Here is a 17726-nt window from a genome sequence, read left to right as displayed (position 1 = left end):
TCTGCAGGCGGGCCATGGGTTGCAGCCTGCAGCCCGGCATTCCCCGCGCCCTCTGTTATCTCGGGGGCAAGACGGACGGATCACTCGGGCGCTACGCGTCGCGAGAACGCGAGGGCGTGCGTGCATGGGCGGATGATGATTTTTCGAGATGCCTCGACAGTCTCGCCGTCATTCCGGGGGGCGCGCAGCGCGAGGCCCGGCTTGACGAGGATGCAAGGTGGTGCCCCCACCCGCCGCTGTCATGCCCCGCGAAGGCGGGGCATCCAGTACGCCGCGCCCTCTCGGTCGATCACTGCCGCCGCGGCGTACTGGATCGCCCGGTCGAGCCGGGCGATGACACCTATTGTGAGGTGGGAGCGGACGGCCAACGCGGGCCAGAGGCAAGCAACGCACACCCCGACGCGCGATCATTCTCACAACAGCCTCGCACTCACGAACAGGGTGCGCACCGCATTGGTCGCCTGCACCGTCATGATGGCATTGTCGGCGGCCGCCTGCAGCGCGGACATCGCGGCGTCGTGCAGCGCCTTGAACTCCAGCCATTCGACGGCGTTGAGGCTGGTGAGGAACTGATGCGCCTGTCCGACCGTCGAAATCACGACCGGCTTGCCGTTCACCTTGATGTTGAACGTCGTACGCAGGCGCGTTTCCGAATGTGCGGGATCAATCATGGGGACCTTCCGGAAGATGCGACTGACGTCGCCGCCGTGGTCGCGCCGGAACCCAGCAACAAAGCGTCACTCGGTCTTTTGCGCGGTCCGCGTCGGGGTGCCAGCCTCGAGCCCGACGACGACGACGAGTCGGTTGAACTCGCCGTCATCATACGCCTTCAGGAAGCGATCGTAATTCTTGATCGAGACGCAGCCGTTCGAATCACCCTCGGGACCAAGCATATAGGGGTGGGTCAGCAATCCGCTGCGGCCAAGGGTCGTGCCCTCGACCACGTTCATGCGCAGGGCGCGCACCCCGTGGAACGGCTTTTCACGCGGCTTGAGGTCGTAGGTCGCCGGCGGCGTAGCACCGACCATGCGCTGATTGACGTGCTCCGGGTCGTCGCGCAGGTTGCCCATGCCGGAGTGAGCCTCGAGTCCGATGCCCGAGGGCAGATAGACCATCTTGGCCTTGATGTCGTAGACCGCCGTCTTCTCATAGCCGAGCGCGCCGAGATCGACGCCAGAGCGCACGATGCCGCTGTCGGGACCGAGCGAGGCGAACTTGGTCGGGCTCGGCAGCAGGTCCGACAGCTTCTGCAGGATCGAACGGTCGTCGACCCGGCCGACCGCCTCCGGCGCGCTTGCCGACACCAGGCTGGTGGGCATGTTGGCGACCGCCGGGCGCGGGCGCGGCAGCGGCACGCCGGGCGCAGGCATCGTGACGGTGTTGCCCTCGGTCAGCATCGGCCGCCAGTCGCTGTTGTTGGGGTCGCGCGCATTGGGATCGCGCGACTCCATGCCCCGCACCAGCGCGGCCCGTGCATCCAACAGCTGCCGGTCGATGCCGCGCAACGCGAAGCGATCGAGCGCCCGGACGGCGTCCTTTTCGGAATAGGCGGTCGCGGATGCCGAGGCCGGCGCGAAGCGGTTCTCGAAGGTGATGGAGGGCTGGGCCTCAGCCGGAAGCGCCGCGGCGGCCGCGGGCGGCTGCTCGCTGTTGGCATCGATCCAGGCAGCCGCACCCCCGGCGATCGCGAGTGCGGCAAGCACCAACGCGATCGCTTCGGAGCGCCCGAAGCGGCCTTTCGACAACAGAACGTCTACGCTTGCTTCACTGGAAGCCATCACGTCCCCGATATACCCCCCTTTTCGAGCACCCGCAGAAGGTGTCCGACCCCAAGGGGTACGATTCGACCCGTCATGACATAGGATGGCAAGAGTGCGGCATAATCTAGACAAACGCCAGCCCGGAGTGCTCCGGCACGCGCGAATTCCCCCAGAGCCGCCGCGGCCCCGCCACATCCGCGAGGGAGATGATTTTGTCGCCGATACAATAGGTTGGAGGTGGATATGAATGCTGACGATGACGATCTCGGCCGATTTGTCGACGCACAGAGTTCGATTTATTCCCACGTGACCGCCGAACTTGCTGCCGGCGCCAAGCAAAGCCACTGGATGTGGTTCATCTTTCCCCAGGTCGAGGGGCTGGGCAGTTCGGCGATGGCGCAGCGCTACGCCATCCGCTCCCGTGCCGAGGCCGAGGCCTATCTGGCGCATCCCCTGCTCGGCCGCCACCTGCTCGAATGCACCCGGCTGGTGCTCGCGGTTCAGCAGCGGTCGTTGCGCCAGATCCTGGGCTCGCCGGATGACATCAAGTTTCGCTCCAGCATGACGCTTTTCGATTTCATTCGCCCGGATGCGGAGTTCGCTGCTGCGCTCGAGCGCTATTGCGGCGGTGAACGCGACCCGGCGACGCTCGCCTTCCTGCAGCGCGGCAAAACATGACGATGTATTCAGACAGCCCGTCACATGCGTGTCGCCGGTAGCATGCTGATGAGTTGGCTGATCGGGCCGTCCGGATTTCGGGTGATAGTCGCAACACGAAACTTGATCACGCCAAGATTTGCGGCTCCCATCCGCCGCATTGTTCCTGCTCAGGAGACACGCTCATGAAGAAGTTCTTTCTCATCGCCGCGCTCGCGACCTTCGCGGCCGGCTCCGCCTTCGCCGAAGACAGCTGCGAGACCAAGGCAGTCGGCAAGGATGGCAAGGCGCTGTCTGGCGCCGCCAAGACCTCGTTCATGAAGAAGTGCATGGCCGAGACCTGCGAGACCAAGGCGGTCGGCTCCGACGGCAAGAAGCTCGCCGGCGCGGCCAAGACCAGCTTCATGAAGAAATGCGAGGCCGGCGGCTAAGGTCGCGACGGCAGACCTCAACGCCCCGCCGAAGCGCCGGCGGGGCGTGACAACCATTCCGCAGGTTCCATCTGAGGGGGACGTACCGCAGGCTCTGTTGACATGGTATGTTGTCAGTCGATCTCCACGTCGAGCTGCTCATGCCCTCTGACCATCTTCCGATTTTCGAATGCGATGAGGCCGGCGCAGCGTGAGTTCCCCGGAGATCGACACGCTCCGCCAGCGGCTGCGGGAGCTCGAAAGCGAGAATGCCCGGCTGCAGGCGCTGTTCACAGCCGATGCCGGCAAACGCGTCGAGGCCGAGACGGCGCTGGCCGAAAGCGAGGAGCGCTACCGGACACTGTTCAACTCGATCGATGAAGGCTTCTGCATCATCGAGTTCTTCGACGGCCCGCACGGCCCCTTGAGCGACTACGTCCACGTCGAGGCCAACCCGGCCTATGCCCTGCACGCGGGCATCCCCAACGTGGTCGGGCAGAAGGTGCGGGAGATGGTGCCGGGCGAGGCCGATGGCTGGGTGGAGCTCTATGGCGGCGTCCTGCGCACCGGCGAGCCGATCCGCTTCGAGCGCGAGCTGGTCGCCACCGGCCGTCATCTCGAACTGGCGGCGTTCCGGGTCGAGCCGGCCAGCCGTCGCCAGGTCGCGGTGCTGTTCCAGGACATCACCGCGCGCAAGCGCGCCGAGGCGGCACTGCAGGAGATCAACGACACGCTCGAGGCGCGCGTCGTCGCCACGCTGGCCGAGCGCAAGCTGCTCGCCGACATCGTCGAAGGCACCAATGCCTTCGTGCAGGTGGTCGACACGCAGTTCCGCCTGATCGCGATCAACAGCGCCGCCGTGCTGGAGTTCGGACGCATCTTCGGCCTCCATCCCAAGGTCGGCGATCATCTGGTGGAGCTGTTCAAGGATCTTCCGGAGCATCAGGCCGCCGTTCGCGCCGTGTGGTCGCGCGCGCTTGAAGGCGAGGAGTTCGTCGAGGTCGGCGAGTTCGGCGTTTCCGGTCGCGACCGCCGCTTCTACGAGCTGCGCTTCTCGGTGCTGCGCGACGCCTCGGGCCGACAGATCGGCGCCTATCAGTTCGCCTATGACGTCACCGACCGGCTGCGCGAGCAGAAGCGGCTGCGCGAGGCCGAGGAGGCACTGCGCCAGTCGCAGAAGATGGAGGCCGTGGGACAGCTGACCGGCGGCATCGCGCACGACTTCAACAATCTGCTCACCGGCATCATGGGCTCGCTGGAGATGCTGCAGACCCGCATGCGCCAGGGCCGCTTCACCGAGGTCGACCGCTACGTCGCGGCGGCCCAGGGCGCCTCGAAGCGCGCGGCCGCGCTGACGCATCGGCTGCTCGCCTTCTCGCGCCGGCAGACGCTCGACCCCAAGCCGACCGACGTCAACCGGCTGGTCATGGGGATGGAGGAGCTGGTCCGCCGCACCGTCGGCCCGCAGATCCATCTGGAGGTCGTCACAGCCGGCGGGCTTTGGCCGGCGCTGATCGACCCTTCGCAGCTCGAAAGCGCCCTGCTCAATCTCTGCATCAATGCGCGCGACGCGATGCCCGAAGGCGGCCGCATCACGATCGAGACCGCGAACAAATGGCTGGACGACCGCGCCGCCCGCGAGCGCGACCTGTCGCCCGGCCAATACATCTCGCTCTGCGTCACCGATACCGGCACCGGCATGACATCCGACGTGATCGAGCACGCCTTCGATCCGTTCTTCACGACCAAGCCGATCGGCCAGGGCACCGGCCTCGGCCTGTCGATGGTCTACGGTTTCGCGCGGCAGTCAGGCGGACAGGTGCGGATCTATTCCGAGGTCGGCCAGGGCACCACGATGTGCCTGTATTTCCCGCGCCATTATGTCGGCGAGGCCCAGGCTGAGGATCCCGCGTGCGCGGACACCACGACGTCGGCGCGGACGGGCCAGACCATTCTGGTCGTCGACGACGAGCCGACCGTCCGCATGCTGGTGATGGAGGTGCTGGACGAGCGCGGCTATGCGGTGATCGAAGCCAAGGACGGGCCAAGCGGCCTCGCCGCCCTGCAGTCCAATGCACGGATCGATCTCCTGATCACCGATGTCGGCCTGCCCGGCGGCATGAATGGCCGTCAGCTCGCCGACGCGGCGCGCGCGACGCGGCCGGATCTCAAGGTGCTGTTCATCACCGGCTATGCCGAGAATGCGATCCTCGGCCACGGCCAGCTCGCGCCTGGGATGCAGGTGCTGACCAAGCCGTTCGACGTCGAGGCGCTCGCCGGCCGCGTCACGGAGATGGTGGAGAGCTGAGCAGCGGAGAGCGGCGACGGTATTGAACCCAAGGGAACTCGGAGCGCACCACTGCATGTCGCCCGGATCGACGGGCTCATGCGAGATGACCATGCTCACTGCCTCCGCCCTGCTCTGGACCCGCGTCGCCGCCGGCATCTTCGGCTTTCTGGCCCTGAACTCCGGCTACGGACTCTGGCTCCAGCGCAGGAAGAGCAACGGCGGACGCAACTGGCCCGTCGTCGAGGGCGAGATCGTGGCCTCGGAGGTATCGGTCGCGGCGACACATCGGTCGGCCGATGATACAGACGCCAAGCCCGACATCCGCTACCGCTACGCGGTGCTCGGCAAGAGCTACGAAGGCCATCGCATCCGCTTCGCCAGCCCGGGCGCTGTCACCCGCCTGCAGGCCGACGAGCTGACCGGCAAATACCCGAAAGGCGCGAAGGTCCGCGTCTTCTACGACCCGAAGCACCCCTCGCAGTCGGTGCTCGAGCCGGCTAATGCCAGCGGCACGGCGGCGCTGATCGCGCTGTTTGTGGTGCTATCAGCTGTCACAACCGTGCTGGTCGCGCATTCGCTGGCCGGTAAGGTGCTGACGACCCAGGCCGGCGTGCCGCTGTTCGCCTTCTTGATGCCGTTCGCCCTGTTCGGCTTCGGCGCCGTCGCCCTCGCCTCTTATTGGAAGCTCCGTCAGGAGCGCACGGCCAGCCGCTCCTGGCCGACCACGGCGGGGCGGATCAAACGCTCGGGCGTGACGGTGGAGATCACGCGACGAGAGAACGACCGCGGCCGTGAGGTCGAGGAGGAGCGCTTCCGCATCATCATCGAATACAGCTATGCCGTCGGCGGCCGCAGCTTCCACAGCACGCATTGGAACTGGGGCTGGACCGCGCTGTATTCCGACCGGCCGAGCGCCGAAGCCATCGCGGCCAAGTATCCTGCGAACAGCGACGTCGCGGTGTATTACGATCCCAACCAGCCGGAAACGGCCGTGCTCGATCCCACCAACAAAAGCGGTGTCTCCGCCCCGCTCTGGGTCGGCCTCGTTCTGATCGCGATCGGCGCACTGTTCCTGTTCATCTTCACCCATATCCAGATGAGCTAGGCGCATGGGCCGTCACGTATTCCGGCAACAAGTCTGCGGCGTCGGGGCGTTGGGCGGCTGGCGGCTCGCCGTGCTGATGATGCTCGCCACGCTGGGGCTGTCGCCTGCCGCCGCTGCCCAGCCGGAAACCGTCTACTTCCAGAGCGCCGATGGCCGGACCGAGCTGACGGGCTATCTGTTCAAGCCGCAGGGCGCCGGACCATTTCCGGCGATCGTCATGCTCCACGGGCGAGGCGGCCCCTACTCGTCCAACGTCAACGCGGACTGTACGCTGGTCTCACGCGCAGTGCCGGCGTCGCCATGCAACGCCGGGACGCTGTCGAAGCGGCATATGATGTGGGGCAATTACTGGGCCGAGCGCGGATACGTCGCGCTGCTGCCTGACAGCTTCGGTCCGCGCGGCAAGGCGCACGGGTTTGGCCGCGGCACGCATGACGATCCGGATCGTGCCGATGTCAACGAGAGGACAGTGCGGCCGCTCGACGCCGAAGGCGCGCTCGCCTATCTGCGTCAGCGCAAGGACATCATCGCGGATCGCATAGTGCTGCAGGGCTGGTCCAACGGCGGCAGCACGGTGCTGAACGTGCTGTTGCGAGAGGGGCAGCATTCGTCCGTCCGCGGCGCGCTCATCTTCTATCCCGGATGCGGCGAAAACTCGCTCATCGGCCCGACGCTCAGGTCCCGTGTCCCGGTCCAGCTGTTTCTCGCGGCCGATGACGAGGAGGTCTCGCCGGCGCTGTGCAGCGCCATGGCCGAACGCTCGCGGAATGCCGGCACCGCGATCGAGACGACGATCTATCCTGGCGCGACGCATGGATTCGACGAACCCTCAGCCAGCCGCCAGGCCACGGCCGGCAATGGACCAGCCATGGACGATACGCTCCGGCGCGCGGCCTCGCTCGTGTTCGATTGGTTGAAGTGATGAGCGCTCGATCGGCGTTCGATCTCAGCTGCGCAGCCCCGGCGCCTCGTGGCCGCTGCGGGCGACATATTCGGCGTAGCCGCCGCCATATTGATGCAGCCCGTCGGGCGTCAGCTCCAGTACACGGTTCGACAACGCGGCGAGGAAGTGCCGATCGTGCGAGACGAACAGCATGGTGCCTTCGAAGCTCGACAGCGCAGCGATCAGCATCTCCTTGGTCGCCATGTCCAGATGGTTGGTCGGCTCGTCCAGCACCAGGAAGTTCGGCGGATCGTAGAGCATCTTGGCCATCACCAGCCGCGCCTTCTCGCCGCCCGACAGCACCCGGCAGCGCTTCTCGACGTCATCGCCCGAAAAGCCGAAGCAGCCGGCGAGCGCACGGAGCGAGCCCTGCCCCGCCTGCGGAAAGGAATGCTCCAGCGACTCGAACACGGTCTCGTCGCCGTCCAGCAGGTCCATGGCATGCTGCGCGAAGTAGCCCATCTTGACGCTGCCGCCGATCGTCACCGAGCCATCGTCGGGCTCGGCCGTGCCCGCGACGAGCTTCAGCAGCGTGGACTTGCCGGCGCCGTTGACGCCCATCACGCACCAGCGCTCCCGGCGCCGGATCATGAAATCCAGGCCCTCATAGATGCGGCGGCTGCCATAGCTCTTCGACACCTTCTTCAGCGCGACGACATCCTCGCCCGAGCGCGGCGCCGGCAGGAAGTCGAAGGCCACGGTCTGGCGGCGCTTCGGCGGCTCGACGCGCTCGATCTTGTCGAGCTTTTTGACCCGGCTCTGCACCTGCGCCGCATGCGACGCCCGCGCCTTGAAGCGCTCGATGAACTTGATCTCCTTGGCGAGCATCGCCTGCTGGCGTTCATATTGCGCCTGCTGCTGCTTCTCGTTCAGCGCCCGCTGCTGCTCGTAGAAATCGTAGTCGCCGGAATAGGTCGTGAGCTGGCCGGCGTCGATCTCGATGACCTTGTTGATGATGCGGTTGATGAACTCGCGATCATGCGAGGTCATCAGCAGCGCGCCCTCGTAGCCTTTGAGGAAATGCTCCAGCCAGATCAGGCTTTCGAGATCGAGATGGTTCGACGGCTCGTCGAGCAGCATGACGTCGGGACGCATCAGCAGGATGCGCGCCAGCGCGACGCGCATCTTCCAGCCGCCGGAGAGCAGGCCGACATCCTTGTCCATCATCTCCTCGGAGAAGCCGAGGCCCGCCAATGCCTCGCGGGCGCGGCTGTCGAGCGCATAGCCGTCGAGCTCCTCGAAACGCGCCAGCACCTCGCCATAGCGCGCGATGATCTCGTCCATCTCGTCGGCGCGATCGGGATCGGCCATCGCCGCCTCGAGCTCCTTGAGCTCGGCGGCGACCGACGACACCGGCCCTGCCCCATCCATGACCTCGGCCACGGCGCTGCGGCCGCTCATCTCGCCGACGTCCTGGTTGAAATAGCCGATCGAGATGCCCCGATCGGTCGAGACCTGGCCCTCATCAGGCTGCTCGCGGCCCGAGATCATCCGGAACAGCGTGGTCTTGCCGGCCCCGTTGGGGCCGACCAGCCCGATCTTCTCGCCGCGCTGGAGCGCGGCGGAGGCTTCGATGAACAGGATCTGGTGGCCGACTTGCTTGCTGATGTTGTCGAGGCGGATCATGAGGGCTCAGGCGGTGGACGGGTTGCCGCCGCTCTTAGTCGATGCGCGCCGCCGGTGGAAGGCGCAATTTTGCACCGCAACTCGCGTTCCAGACCGGCCCCGTCAGCGGCCCTGCGGCCGGAAGTCCTGGTTGCCGAACGGCTTGTCGGTCGGGATGCGGATGGCGACGTAGCCGCGCTGCATGGTGGCGTGGCAGGCGTTGCAGCCCGAGGTCAGCTCGGTCACGGCCGAGGCGAACCGCTTGCCGTCCTTGGCCGTGATCGCATCGGAGATCGACTGGATCGGCTGGCTCAGCGTGGTCACGTTGTCCACCGGCAGCCCCGAATAGAAGCCAGCCGCATCGGCCAGGCTCTGCTTGAGCTGCGCCAGCTCGTAGGCGGCGAGGTCCCAGTTCTTGGCCTGTCCGGCGAACCACAGCTTGGCGTGCCTGACCTGGACGAGATTCATGATGTCGCCGAGCCGAGGCAGATACTGATCGGCATTGGACGGGGCCGGCGTGACGGCGAACAATACGGCTGTGCTAGCAAGCACGACGCCAACCACCCATTTCCGAAAGTTCATTCGACACTCCGCTTCCCAGATCCGCGTCTCCACCGTCCGGGAGACACATACCTCCGCTGTGCCAAGCCGAGCTTGCGATTGATCAAGACGGATCGGCGAAGTCCGACGTCGACGAGCTGCCGCCACAAACGAATGATCCGCCGGAGCGGCTGCTCCGGCGGATCATCACGTCAGCCCCTGCCCCGGGGTGTTGTGTTCGGCGTCTTAGGCTGCAGCTTTCGCGCCGGTCGGAACCGTCGCGATCGTCTTCAGGACCTGAGACGCGATCTGGTAGGGGTCGCCCTGCGAGTTCGGACGGCGGTCTTCCAGATAGCCCTTATACGCATTGTTCACGAACGAGTGCGGCACGCGGATCGAGGCGCCACGGTCGGCCACACCCCAGCTGAAGGTGTCGATCGAGGCGGTCTCGTGCTTGCCGGTCAGACGCATGTGGTTGTCCGGACCGTAGACCGCGATGTGGTCGGCACGGGCTTCCTTGAAGGCGTCCATCAGCTTCTCGAAGTACTCCTTGCCGCCGACTTCGCGCATGTACTTGGTCGAGAAGTTGCAGTGCATGCCCGAGCCGTTCCAGTCGGTGTCGCCGAGCGGCTTGCAGTGGAACTCGATGTCGATGCCGTACTTCTCGGTCAGGCGCAGCATCAGGTAGCGGGCCATCCACATCTGGTCGGCGGCCGTACGCGAGCCCTTGCCGAACACCTGGAATTCCCACTGGCCCTTCGCCACCTCGGCGTTGATGCCTTCGTGGTTGATGCCGGCCGCCAAGCAGAGGTCGAGATGCTCTTCGACGATCTTGCGGGCGACGTCGCCGACGTTCTTGAAGCCGACGCCGGTGTAGTACGGGCCCTGCGGAGCCGGATAGCCATACTCGGGGAAGCCGAGCGGACGGCCGTCCTTGTAGAAGAAGTACTCCTGCTCGAAGCCGAACCATGCGTCCGGATCGTCCAGGATGGTGGCGCGGGCGTTCGACGGATGCGGGGTCTTGCCGTCCGGCATCATCACTTCGCACATCACCAGCACGCCGTTGGTGCGGGCGGCATCGGGATACACGGCGACCGGCTTCAGCACGCAGTCGGAGCTATGGCCTTCGGCCTGCATCGTCGACGAGCCGTCGAAGCCCCAAAGAGGCAGCTGTTCCAGGGTCGGGAAAGAGGAAAATTCCTTGATCTGTGTCTTGCCGCGCAAATTCGGCACCGGCTTGTAGCCGTCGAGCCAGATGTACTCGAGCTTGTATTTCGTCATTGAGCCTCTCTGTCTTATCGAAAGGTGGGAGCCCAGCAATCGAAGGCTCCCCGCTTACCCGGCCACGATCGGCCAGCGCACTCTTAAGCATGGAACGTGCCAAGTCCCGCGACGTCCCGCCGCAGCCTGCTGCCCAGATCCAGGCGCCGGAGGATGGAACTTGTGGGGTAAGACGGTGCGGCAAAGTAGCACGGCCGGGATTGCACGGGACGCATGGGGCAGAGCAGCGTGTGCTCAAAACCCGCTTGATTTCTTGGCATTTGCCGCGCCGCGCAAAAGCAGGCGAACAAAGCGGAAGCAGTTCCTGGACATTTTCGAAAAGCTTGGAGGCCGGATCTCGCAACCTTTGATCGGGCCCAAGCATTAGTCAGCTGCACGTTGCTTTACAGCGGGCAGATCCGCATTTGCCTTCAAAATACGCAGTTTGTGATTTCGTTTTGATCATATTGCATTGCTGGAGGCAGCCGCCGATATCGGAAGTGGTAACCACACACGAACGAGTCGGGCGCACCATGGGTTGTGGTCCGATTGCAGGAGAATGCCATGGATACAAATGCGAAAGAGGGATCCGCAAGGATCTATCAATTCCCGCGCGGCGGCCGGGCAGGCCTGACGCCTCGCCTCGGTGACACCTCAGCGCGGCAGATCGCGCCGTCGTTGCAGCCCGCCATCTACAGCGGCAGCTGGTATCATGACGAGGCGATCCAGGAAGCCAAGCCGGCGTGGGATCGCTGATGTCGACAAGTCCCATGACGAAAATTGCCCGCTTCTGCTGAAGGGTCGGACCGACGAGGTTCCGGCCCTTTTGCTTCCTCGTGCCATTTTCGCGACTCGACGCTCAGAGCGTCTCGCAGACCGTCGCTGGACGCTTCGCATGACGGACCAGGGTTCGGCCGTCCTTGGTGATCGTCAGCGTTACGCCAGCCCCCGAATAGCGGCGGCCCGACACCGCAAATCTCCGCGCCAGCGTCACCTCACCGCCGTCGATCTGCATGAAGGCGCGAGAATCCTGCGGATAAAGACCAACGATGAAGCGGGTGCCGTCCGCACAGCGAAAGCTGCCGACGGACTGCGCGCGGCCAACCTCGATCGCCCCGAAAAGTCCGATAACAAACGAGATGGCCGAAACGGCCGATATCCAGATCCGCAGCATCGCATTCCCCCTGCCCGGTCGTTATAGCGCGGCCAGGGACGGTGAAAACGCGGCGCGGGCGGTTTCGCACAGAACGCCTGATGACGTACATTCCGCTCATGACCACCACGCCACCTCCACACCCAGCCCGCCATCTCGGCCTTCAAGGCGCCAGCAACTTCAGGGATCTCGGCGGATACCCCAGCCGCGACGGACGTCATGTGCGCTGGCGACAGATCTTCCGCTCCAACCACCTCGGGCGGCTGACCGAAGCGGATGCAGAGGCCGTCCGCGGACTCGGCGTCCGCACGGCGTTCGATTTCCGCGGCCATGAGGAGCGCAATGCCGGTCTCTGCGCGATCGCCGAGATCAGGGTTCACAGCCTGCCGATCGAGCCGAGTGTCGTCCCCGTCTTGCGGGAGCGCTGGGCGGCGGGACGACTGACCGCGGATGTTGCCCAGGAGCTGATGCGAGACTCCTACCGCAACTATATCCGCCGCCACACGCCGCGCTTCCGCGCCCTGTTCGATCACCTGCTCGGCGACCACGCGCCGCTGGTGATCCATTGCACGGCCGGCAAGGATCGCACCGGTGTCGCCTGCGCGCTCGTGCTCGCGGCGCTGGACGTAGATGACGAGATAATCCTGGGCGACTACCTGCTCACCAACCAGTACTTCCGGCGTGATGCGGCAGCACACCCCGATCTCCCGCAGGATGTGCTCGAGACGATCGGGACAGTACAGGCCTCATTCCTTGCTGCGGCCCTCGACACGGTGCGAGAAGAGTATGGGGATCTGCAGGCTTATCTGCGCGAGGGGCTGGGCATCGACGAAATCGCTCGGACGGCCTTGCAGCGGCGTTACCTCACGGCGTGAGGTCAGTCCGACAGCTTGGCTCGCTGAACCGAGATCACCCGCGCCGCGGCCGACGACTTGATGGTCTTGATCATGAGCTCGACACGGAAGCCGAGCGCCGGCTCCTCGCTTTTGGGAATGAACAGGATCGCCGCAAAGCTGAGCCGACCATCTCCATCGAGCTTGACGGGGAGATCCTCGCGGATACGAAACACGCGGCCCTTGGCGGCCTGCGGCTGACTCTTCGCCCGCACCGCTCGCTCGACCAAGTCGTGCAGATCGAGGGTGACGCTGTCGGCATTGCCGACGGCGTAGAAGCGAAACGAGTCGGTGTCCCAGCGGCTGTTCGCAACCTCGACGACAGCGCGGCTGTCGGGTGACCACGCGGCAACCAGATCATAGCGATTGGCCCGCATCTTGCCGGTGGCCCAATAGGTCCCGCCGAGCCGGCCGAGCACCGCGCCGTCCTGCAGCCTCACCAGCACGTTCTCGACGTCGCCGGCAGGCTCGGCCTGTCCTGTCGGCAAACCTGCCGAGGTGCGCCAGCCGAAGGCCAGTTTTCCCGACGGCGAGGTCGTCTCCGAAAAGACGCGGATCGCATCCTTGCCGTCGCCGCAGATAAAACTTTGACGCTGGTCGGGCACGCAGCCGGCCCAGGCTGCTGCGAAAGGAGCAAGCGCCAGCAAGCTGACAATGGCGACGATCAGGGCCCGATTCATGGGGGACATGTTAGCCGCAGCGATCGTGCAACGCACGCCGCAACTCGCTCGACCAGGCTCATCACACCTGCGTGCGGCCTGTCGACATCAAGCCGCTTCGATATCGGCGCTCTCGGCGGCTTCCAATGCATCGAGATCGGCGATGACTTCCTCGAAAGCGGAAATCGCTTGCTGCACGGCCGCGATCTGCATCAGCTCCCAGCCGCTCACCGGACCAGAACGATTCTGCAAGGCGACCACGAGGTCTCGCCGCTGCTCTTTCAACTGCACCAGCGGCAATCCATGGTCCGGCAGATGTCTCATCATGACAAAGCTCCAACGCCCAACAAGCGGCACAGGAGAACGCTACCCCGTCACGCTGGCGATCCGCTTACGAAACTCCGGCAAATTTTATCGATCCGCGCGCGGCACCGTATCGGCCATGATCGCGCGGGCCAGAACATCGCTCACCATGGCCGTCGCGCATTCGCTCGTATGGAGACGCTGGTCGTGCCCATCATCGAGAGCTGACAGCGGAACGCCTGCGTCGCACCACCTCCTCATCAGATCCCAACGTCTGAACAGATTCACCCTCGCGTCCGAGGTAACTTTCTCAATGCGCCGCTGCATGTCGCCCGCGCGTTCCAGCCGGTCCTGCCTGTCAACGATCGCGGACGTGTATTGCAGGTCCATCACGATGACATCGACCGAAAGCTTGGCCAGCCAGCCTAGGCCGACGCGTAGCGCCGTTTCCACCTCGTCGAAGCTGGTGGTTTCGTAGCGGTAGACCGCGTTGGTGCCGACCTGCCAGATCACCAGCGACGGCTGTTCCGCTACGACATCAGACTCGAACCGCGAGAGCTCTTCCGGCGCCTCCTGTCCGCCGATGCCACGGTTGAGGACGTCGATGACCCTGCCGAAATTGGCCTTGCGCAGCTTCTGCTCGAGCCGCGCCGGAAACGCGACGATGTCGTTTGTCCCGGCCGTCGACGACGATCCGATCGCCACCACCCGGGTCTTGCGCTGCGCCGTGAGGCTCTGGCGGAAATGGCTGAGCGGATAATCAAACGCGGCGAAAACGTCGGGAAAATTGACAGAGTTTGTCGCGCTCATGGTCACCTCGAGCGAACCACGCCTTCTGATTGCAATTGAATGCCGCAGCTGCGCCACCATTGCAACTGGGCGACTTGGCAATAGTATAATGGGTGGCGCTGCGGGGCGCGCGAACGGGGATCAGGGACGGAATGAACGGAGCAGTGATTGTCATTACGGGGGCGCAGGGAGCGCTCGGGCGCAGCGTTGCCGATCTGGCGCTGGCGCGGGGCGCGCATGTCGCCGGCATCGATCACGCCCAGGCCGAAATCCCCGCCAGTGACGACCGCATCGAGCTCGGCGGCGTCGATCTGTCCGATCCCGAGCAGGCCAAGGTTGCGATCGACTCCGTGGCTGCACATTTCGGCACGCTGGACGCGCTCATCAACATCGCCGGCGCCTTCGCCTTCGAGAACGCCGCCGATGGCGACGACAGTGTCTGGGAGAAGATGCATGCGCGCAACCTGATGACGGCGCTGCACGCCTCCCGTGCCGCGATCCCGCATCTGGTTCGCTCCAGCACCGGCCGCATCGTCAATATCGGCGCGATGGGCGCGCTGCAGGCCGGCGCGGGCATGGGCCCCTATGCCGCGTCGAAGTCGGGCGTGCATCGCCTGACCGAGGCGCTGGCCGCGGAATGGAAGGGCAAGATCACGGTCAACGCGGTGCTGCCCTCCACCATTGACACGCCCGCCAACCGCGCCAGCATGCCGAAAGCCGATTTCGACAAATGGGTCACCCCGCAGGAACTTGCAGAGGTGATCCTGTTTCTTGCCAGCGACGCTGCGAGCGGCGTGACCGGCGCCTTGATACCGGTCGTCGGCCGCATGTAGCCCACCCGATCGATCACGAGCCGAGTTGGCGCTGACATCGTGCGGCGCATCGGGCTAGACTCGCCTGCCTGAGTCGCAACGATGGACGGCCCTTGGAAACCTCGCTGTACCTTCCCGTCAAACACTTCCTCGAAAAGCTCGGCTTCTCGGCCAAGGGCGAGGTGGGCGGCTGTGACGTGGTGGCGCTCAAGGGCGATGACCCGCCGATCGTGGTCGTTTGTGAGCTGAAGCAGGCCTTCAATCTCGAGCTGTTGCTGCAGGCGGTCGATCGCGCCGGCGCGTGCGACGAAGTCTGGGTCGCAGCGAGTCTGTCGTCCCGCGGCAAGGGGCGCGAGAGCGATGCGCGCTATCGCAATCTGTGCCGCCGGCTCGGCTTCGGCATGCTGGGCGTGACCGCCACGGGACACGTCGACGTGCTGGTCCCGCCCCCTACCACCGCCCCGCGCAAGAACCCCAAGAAGCGATCGCGACTTGTGCTCGAGCATCAGAAGCGCAAGGGCGATCCGGTCGCTGGCGGTTCTACCCGCGCGCCGATCATGACCGCCTACCGGCAGCAGGCGCTGGCTTGCGCCTCGGCCCTCTCAGACGGCCCCAAGCGAGTCCGCGAGCTGCGCGTCGACATTCCGGACGCGCCGAAGATCCTGCAGCGGAATGTCTACGGCTGGTTCGACCGGGCCGAGCGCGGCGTCTACGCCCTCACGAAAGCCGGGCACGCGGCCTTGCGCCGCTGGCCCCAGGATATCCACATGACCAAGTCACCGTTGCCGGATCGCGACATGGTGAATGCATAGCTGGCCTGCCACGCGGAATTCATATTGCAATGCAACAATCCTGCTTCTAGGTATCCGGGACGATTCACGAGGCCCCCATGAGCGAAGATTGGAACACCAAGTACGGTCCGCGTCGCGTCAGGCGTGATCCCCCGACTCTGGAGGAAGCGATCTTCGCGGCGTCTGGCATCACCGACGATGTGCAGGCCCAGGCGGAGATTGCATCGGCCCTGATGGGCCTGCCGCTCGAGCAGGTCCTGCCCGAGGTCAAGAAGGCCGTCCGGGTCGCCGCACGCACCAACACCCGCGTCATCACCGCGGACCAGGGCACGCAGCAGCGCGCCGTGGTGGTTGAGCGCCGCACCGTGCGCCGCTTCAACTTCGACAAGCGGACCGCCTGAGCGACGACGGACGCTCGTCCACGACATCGGGCTGATCGAAATGAAAAGGCGCGGCAGCGATCATCGCTGTCGCGCCTTTTCAATGATGGACGTTGCGCGCCTCAGGCGGCGCGCTTGTCGCCGTACATGCGGGTCATCAGCTTCCAGCAGGCGCGATTGAGACTAAAGAACGCCCGCGCCGCCGCGATCGGCGTATCGATGACCAGCTTCGCCAGTTCGTCCTGCGGCTGCTGGCTGAGATCGATCGTGCCGGTCGATTCGCCGTGACGGAACGCCAGATGCGCGCCGAACTTAGCGGCCAGCGCCCGCATCGCGTGGTTCTGCGATCCGGTCGTCACCCGCAGCTCGCGATAGCCCTTCCAGCGTGCTTCCGAGATCACACGCTCGAACAGCAGGCTGCCGACGCCGCGGCGTCGCACGCAGGACTCGACGCTGAAAGCGATCTCCGGAAGCCCATCCTCGGACTGCTCCGGGGGATGCAACTCAGCGGCGCCGCGCACCATGCCGTTTTCCATATAGGCGACGACGATCGTGCCATCGGCCGCACAGCGGGCCGCATAGCGTTCGATGAAACTGTCATCGAGAAAACCGTTGAAACGATCATGCCGGCTCTCGGGATCGAGCCGCAGCAGGTGATCGCGCAGCAGCGGCAGTTCCTCGTGCTGGCTGAGCGTCCGCACATAGCCGAAGCCCGGCCGGGGACGAAAAGTATCTACCTGTGACACTGCCAAAGACTCCTCTTCGAAGCCCTCCCGCACAGACGTCATTCCCTAGACAGCGCCTATATTGTGCATCGCAACATTCATTGCAAGCCCCGCGCTCTACGGGGAGAACATGCGGCCATGCACCGACTGCGTGAGTGATGAATCGTTCGTGTACGAATCATCACAGCACGAGCTGGGTCTGGGTGACGATCGCCACCAGCTTACCGTCGTCGGTCTCGATTCGGGTCTGCCACACCTGCGTGCGGCGGCCGCGATGCACCGGCGTAGCAGTCGCAGTGACGACGCTCCCCTCCTTGGCACCGCCGATGAAGTTGGTCTTGCTCTCGATGGTCGTGGTGCCCTTGGCATCCTCCGGCAGGTTGATCACCGTCGCGGCGGCGCCGACCGAATCGGCCAGCGCCATCACGGCTCCGCCGTGGATCGTGTGGTGCAGCGTGCACAGATCCGGCCGGACCTGCATCTGCGCGACGACACGCTCCGCACTCGCTTCCGTGAAGGTGACGCCCTTCAATTCCGCGAAGGGCATTTTCAACGAGTTGATCTTCTCGAGCGGCGTCATGCCGGTCCCTCCCCTGGCCTTGCGCGACACGTGTTCGCGCGTCTGCCGCATCTGAGTACGTCGTCGGCGTC

The 17726-nt window shown here is 65.1% G+C and carries 21 protein-coding genes; 10 read left to right on the top strand and 11 right to left on the bottom strand.

Features of this window, described 5'->3' with window-relative positions; translation table 11 throughout:
* Positions 1-413: 413 nt before the first annotated feature.
* Both BRAO375_RS12440 and BRAO375_RS12435 read right to left on the bottom strand, forming a co-directional pair.
* Positions 414-671, bottom strand: a complete 258-nt coding sequence (locus BRAO375_RS12440; RefSeq protein WP_009027822.1) for a hypothetical protein — start codon at positions 669-671, stop codon at positions 414-416.
* 66 nt (positions 672-737) lie between these two features.
* On the bottom strand, positions 738-1778 hold the full coding sequence (locus BRAO375_RS12435; protein WP_009027821.1) for a DUF2778 domain-containing protein: 1041 nt from the start codon (positions 1776-1778) through the stop codon (positions 738-740).
* Positions 1779-2003: 225 nt separating this feature from the next.
* Between BRAO375_RS12435 and BRAO375_RS12430 the strand changes: the two genes are divergently transcribed.
* The 5 genes from BRAO375_RS12430 (at position 2004) to BRAO375_RS12410 (ending at position 7144) form a co-directional block, all read left to right on the top strand.
* Positions 2004-2438 carry a DUF1810 domain-containing protein gene (locus BRAO375_RS12430; RefSeq protein ID WP_009027819.1) on the top strand — a complete coding sequence of 145 codons (435 nt, stop codon included), beginning with the start codon at positions 2004-2006 and terminating at the stop codon, positions 2436-2438.
* Between the two features lie 164 nt (positions 2439-2602).
* A complete protein-coding gene (locus BRAO375_RS12425; RefSeq protein WP_006613499.1) occupies positions 2603-2848 on the top strand; it encodes a hypothetical protein in 246 nt (81 codons plus the stop codon).
* 190 nt (positions 2849-3038) lie between these two features.
* Positions 3039-5135, top strand: coding sequence for a PAS domain-containing protein (locus BRAO375_RS12420; protein WP_009027818.1), 2097 nt, complete (start codon positions 3039-3041; stop codon positions 5133-5135).
* Positions 5136-5226: 91 nt separating this feature from the next.
* A complete protein-coding gene (locus BRAO375_RS12415; protein ID WP_009027817.1) occupies positions 5227-6222 on the top strand; it encodes a DUF3592 domain-containing protein in 996 nt (331 codons plus the stop codon).
* A 4-nt stretch (positions 6223-6226) separates the two neighbouring features.
* Complete coding sequence (locus BRAO375_RS12410; RefSeq protein WP_009027816.1) at positions 6227-7144, top strand: dienelactone hydrolase family protein; 918 nt, start codon at positions 6227-6229, stop codon at positions 7142-7144.
* Between the two features lie 24 nt (positions 7145-7168).
* Here the strand turns inward: BRAO375_RS12410 and BRAO375_RS12405 are convergent, their stop codons facing one another.
* The 3 genes from BRAO375_RS12405 to BRAO375_RS12395 all read right to left on the bottom strand — a co-directional run bounded on the left by BRAO375_RS12405 (position 7169) and on the right by BRAO375_RS12395 (position 10591).
* Positions 7169-8791 carry an ABC-F family ATP-binding cassette domain-containing protein gene (locus BRAO375_RS12405; RefSeq protein ID WP_009027815.1) on the bottom strand — a complete coding sequence of 541 codons (1623 nt, stop codon included), beginning with the start codon at positions 8789-8791 and terminating at the stop codon, positions 7169-7171.
* Positions 8792-8893: 102 nt separating this feature from the next.
* On the bottom strand, positions 8894-9352 hold the full coding sequence (locus BRAO375_RS12400; protein ID WP_009027814.1) for a hypothetical protein: 459 nt from the start codon (positions 9350-9352) through the stop codon (positions 8894-8896).
* Between the two features lie 204 nt (positions 9353-9556).
* Positions 9557-10591 carry a glutamine synthetase beta-grasp domain-containing protein gene (locus tag BRAO375_RS12395; RefSeq protein ID WP_008961259.1) on the bottom strand — a complete coding sequence of 345 codons (1035 nt, stop codon included), beginning with the start codon at positions 10589-10591 and terminating at the stop codon, positions 9557-9559.
* Positions 10592-11134: 543 nt separating this feature from the next.
* On the opposite strand from BRAO375_RS12395, the gene BRAO375_RS12390 reads away from it, so the two are divergent.
* Positions 11135-11326, top strand: coding sequence for a DUF2735 domain-containing protein (locus tag BRAO375_RS12390; RefSeq protein ID WP_009027813.1), 192 nt, complete (start codon positions 11135-11137; stop codon positions 11324-11326).
* Positions 11327-11429: 103 nt separating this feature from the next.
* Here BRAO375_RS12390 and BRAO375_RS12385 read toward each other — a convergent pair whose 3' ends face one another.
* The gene (locus BRAO375_RS12385; RefSeq protein ID WP_009027812.1) at positions 11430-11744 is read right to left on the bottom strand and encodes an MliC family protein; all 315 of its coding nucleotides are present in this window, start codon (positions 11742-11744) and stop codon (positions 11430-11432) included.
* An 80-nt stretch (positions 11745-11824) separates the two neighbouring features.
* Here BRAO375_RS12385 and BRAO375_RS12380 point away from each other — a divergent pair, with 80 nt between their 5' ends.
* Positions 11825-12598, top strand: a complete 774-nt coding sequence (locus tag BRAO375_RS12380) for a tyrosine-protein phosphatase (protein ID WP_052536082.1) — start codon at positions 11825-11827, stop codon at positions 12596-12598.
* A gap of 2 nt (positions 12599-12600) precedes the next feature.
* Here the strand turns inward: BRAO375_RS12380 and BRAO375_RS12375 are convergent, their stop codons facing one another.
* The 3 genes from BRAO375_RS12375 to BRAO375_RS12365 form a co-directional block, all read right to left on the bottom strand.
* Entirely contained in the window at positions 12601-13296 is a 696-nt protein-coding gene (locus BRAO375_RS12375) for a hypothetical protein (RefSeq protein WP_009027810.1), read from the bottom strand.
* Between the two features lie 87 nt (positions 13297-13383).
* Positions 13384-13566: a hypothetical protein gene (locus BRAO375_RS12370; RefSeq protein WP_244423175.1), complete on the bottom strand. Its 183-nt coding sequence runs from the start codon at positions 13564-13566 to the stop codon at positions 13384-13386.
* A gap of 120 nt (positions 13567-13686) precedes the next feature.
* On the bottom strand, positions 13687-14388 hold the full coding sequence (locus tag BRAO375_RS12365) for an SGNH/GDSL hydrolase family protein (RefSeq protein ID WP_009027808.1): 702 nt from the start codon (positions 14386-14388) through the stop codon (positions 13687-13689).
* A gap of 131 nt (positions 14389-14519) precedes the next feature.
* Here BRAO375_RS12365 and BRAO375_RS12360 point away from each other — a divergent pair, with 131 nt between their 5' ends.
* The 3 genes from BRAO375_RS12360 to BRAO375_RS12350 all read left to right on the top strand — a co-directional run bounded on the left by BRAO375_RS12360 (position 14520) and on the right by BRAO375_RS12350 (position 16371).
* On the top strand, positions 14520-15200 hold the full coding sequence (locus BRAO375_RS12360; protein ID WP_009027807.1) for an SDR family oxidoreductase: 681 nt from the start codon (positions 14520-14522) through the stop codon (positions 15198-15200).
* A gap of 92 nt (positions 15201-15292) precedes the next feature.
* Complete coding sequence (locus BRAO375_RS12355) at positions 15293-15991, top strand: DUF2161 domain-containing phosphodiesterase (protein WP_009027806.1); 699 nt, start codon at positions 15293-15295, stop codon at positions 15989-15991.
* A gap of 77 nt (positions 15992-16068) precedes the next feature.
* A complete protein-coding gene (locus BRAO375_RS12350; RefSeq protein ID WP_006613488.1) occupies positions 16069-16371 on the top strand; it encodes a hypothetical protein in 303 nt (100 codons plus the stop codon).
* Between the two features lie 101 nt (positions 16372-16472).
* On the opposite strand, the gene BRAO375_RS12345 is transcribed toward BRAO375_RS12350, so the two are convergent.
* Together BRAO375_RS12345 and BRAO375_RS12340 are read right to left on the bottom strand one after the other, a co-directional pair.
* On the bottom strand, positions 16473-17138 hold the full coding sequence (locus BRAO375_RS12345; RefSeq protein WP_052536081.1) for a GNAT family N-acetyltransferase: 666 nt from the start codon (positions 17136-17138) through the stop codon (positions 16473-16475).
* A 118-nt stretch (positions 17139-17256) separates the two neighbouring features.
* On the bottom strand, positions 17257-17655 hold the full coding sequence (locus BRAO375_RS12340; RefSeq protein ID WP_009027804.1) for a PaaI family thioesterase: 399 nt from the start codon (positions 17653-17655) through the stop codon (positions 17257-17259).
* Positions 17656-17726 lie beyond the last annotated feature (71 nt).

It is taken from the genome of Bradyrhizobium sp. ORS 375 (genome assembly GCF_000239775.1).
GTDB lineage: Bacteria > Pseudomonadota > Alphaproteobacteria > Rhizobiales > Xanthobacteraceae > Bradyrhizobium.
This window is presented reverse-complemented; position numbering and strand designations above follow the sequence as displayed.

Bases quoted from the DNA above. Each gene is read 5' to 3' on its own strand.
- BRAO375_RS12425 (WP_006613499.1), top strand. From the start codon at position 2,603: ATGAAGAAGTTCTTTCTCATCGCCGCGCTCGCGACCTTCGCGGCCGGC.
- BRAO375_RS12435 (WP_009027821.1), bottom strand. From the start codon at position 1,778: ATGGCTTCCAGTGAAGCAAGCGTAGACGTTCTGTTGTCGAAAGGCCGC.
- BRAO375_RS12350 (WP_006613488.1), top strand. From the start codon at position 16,069: ATGAGCGAAGATTGGAACACCAAGTACGGTCCGCGTCGCGTCAGGCGT.
- BRAO375_RS12415 (WP_009027817.1), top strand. From the start codon at position 5,227: ATGCTCACTGCCTCCGCCCTGCTCTGGACCCGCGTCGCCGCCGGCATC.
- BRAO375_RS12405 (WP_009027815.1), bottom strand. From the start codon at position 8,791: ATGATCCGCCTCGACAACATCAGCAAGCAAGTCGGCCACCAGATCCTG.
- BRAO375_RS12375 (WP_009027810.1), bottom strand. From the start codon at position 13,296: ATGAATCGGGCCCTGATCGTCGCCATTGTCAGCTTGCTGGCGCTTGCT.
- BRAO375_RS12395 (WP_008961259.1), bottom strand. From the start codon at position 10,591: ATGACGAAATACAAGCTCGAGTACATCTGGCTCGACGGCTACAAGCCG.
- BRAO375_RS12390 (WP_009027813.1), top strand. From the start codon at position 11,135: ATGGATACAAATGCGAAAGAGGGATCCGCAAGGATCTATCAATTCCCG.
- BRAO375_RS12345 (WP_052536081.1), bottom strand. From the start codon at position 17,138: ATGACGTCTGTGCGGGAGGGCTTCGAAGAGGAGTCTTTGGCAGTGTCA.
- BRAO375_RS12365 (WP_009027808.1), bottom strand. From the start codon at position 14,388: ATGAGCGCGACAAACTCTGTCAATTTTCCCGACGTTTTCGCCGCGTTT.
- BRAO375_RS12385 (WP_009027812.1), bottom strand. From the start codon at position 11,744: ATGCTGCGGATCTGGATATCGGCCGTTTCGGCCATCTCGTTTGTTATC.
- BRAO375_RS12380 (WP_052536082.1), top strand. From the start codon at position 11,825: ATGACGTACATTCCGCTCATGACCACCACGCCACCTCCACACCCAGCC.
- BRAO375_RS12400 (WP_009027814.1), bottom strand. From the start codon at position 9,352: ATGAACTTTCGGAAATGGGTGGTTGGCGTCGTGCTTGCTAGCACAGCC.
- BRAO375_RS12360 (WP_009027807.1), top strand. From the start codon at position 14,520: ATGAACGGAGCAGTGATTGTCATTACGGGGGCGCAGGGAGCGCTCGGG.
- BRAO375_RS12340 (WP_009027804.1), bottom strand. From the start codon at position 17,655: ATGACGCCGCTCGAGAAGATCAACTCGTTGAAAATGCCCTTCGCGGAA.
- BRAO375_RS12430 (WP_009027819.1), top strand. From the start codon at position 2,004: ATGAATGCTGACGATGACGATCTCGGCCGATTTGTCGACGCACAGAGT.
- BRAO375_RS12440 (WP_009027822.1), bottom strand. From the start codon at position 671: ATGATTGATCCCGCACATTCGGAAACGCGCCTGCGTACGACGTTCAAC.
- BRAO375_RS12410 (WP_009027816.1), top strand. From the start codon at position 6,227: ATGGGCCGTCACGTATTCCGGCAACAAGTCTGCGGCGTCGGGGCGTTG.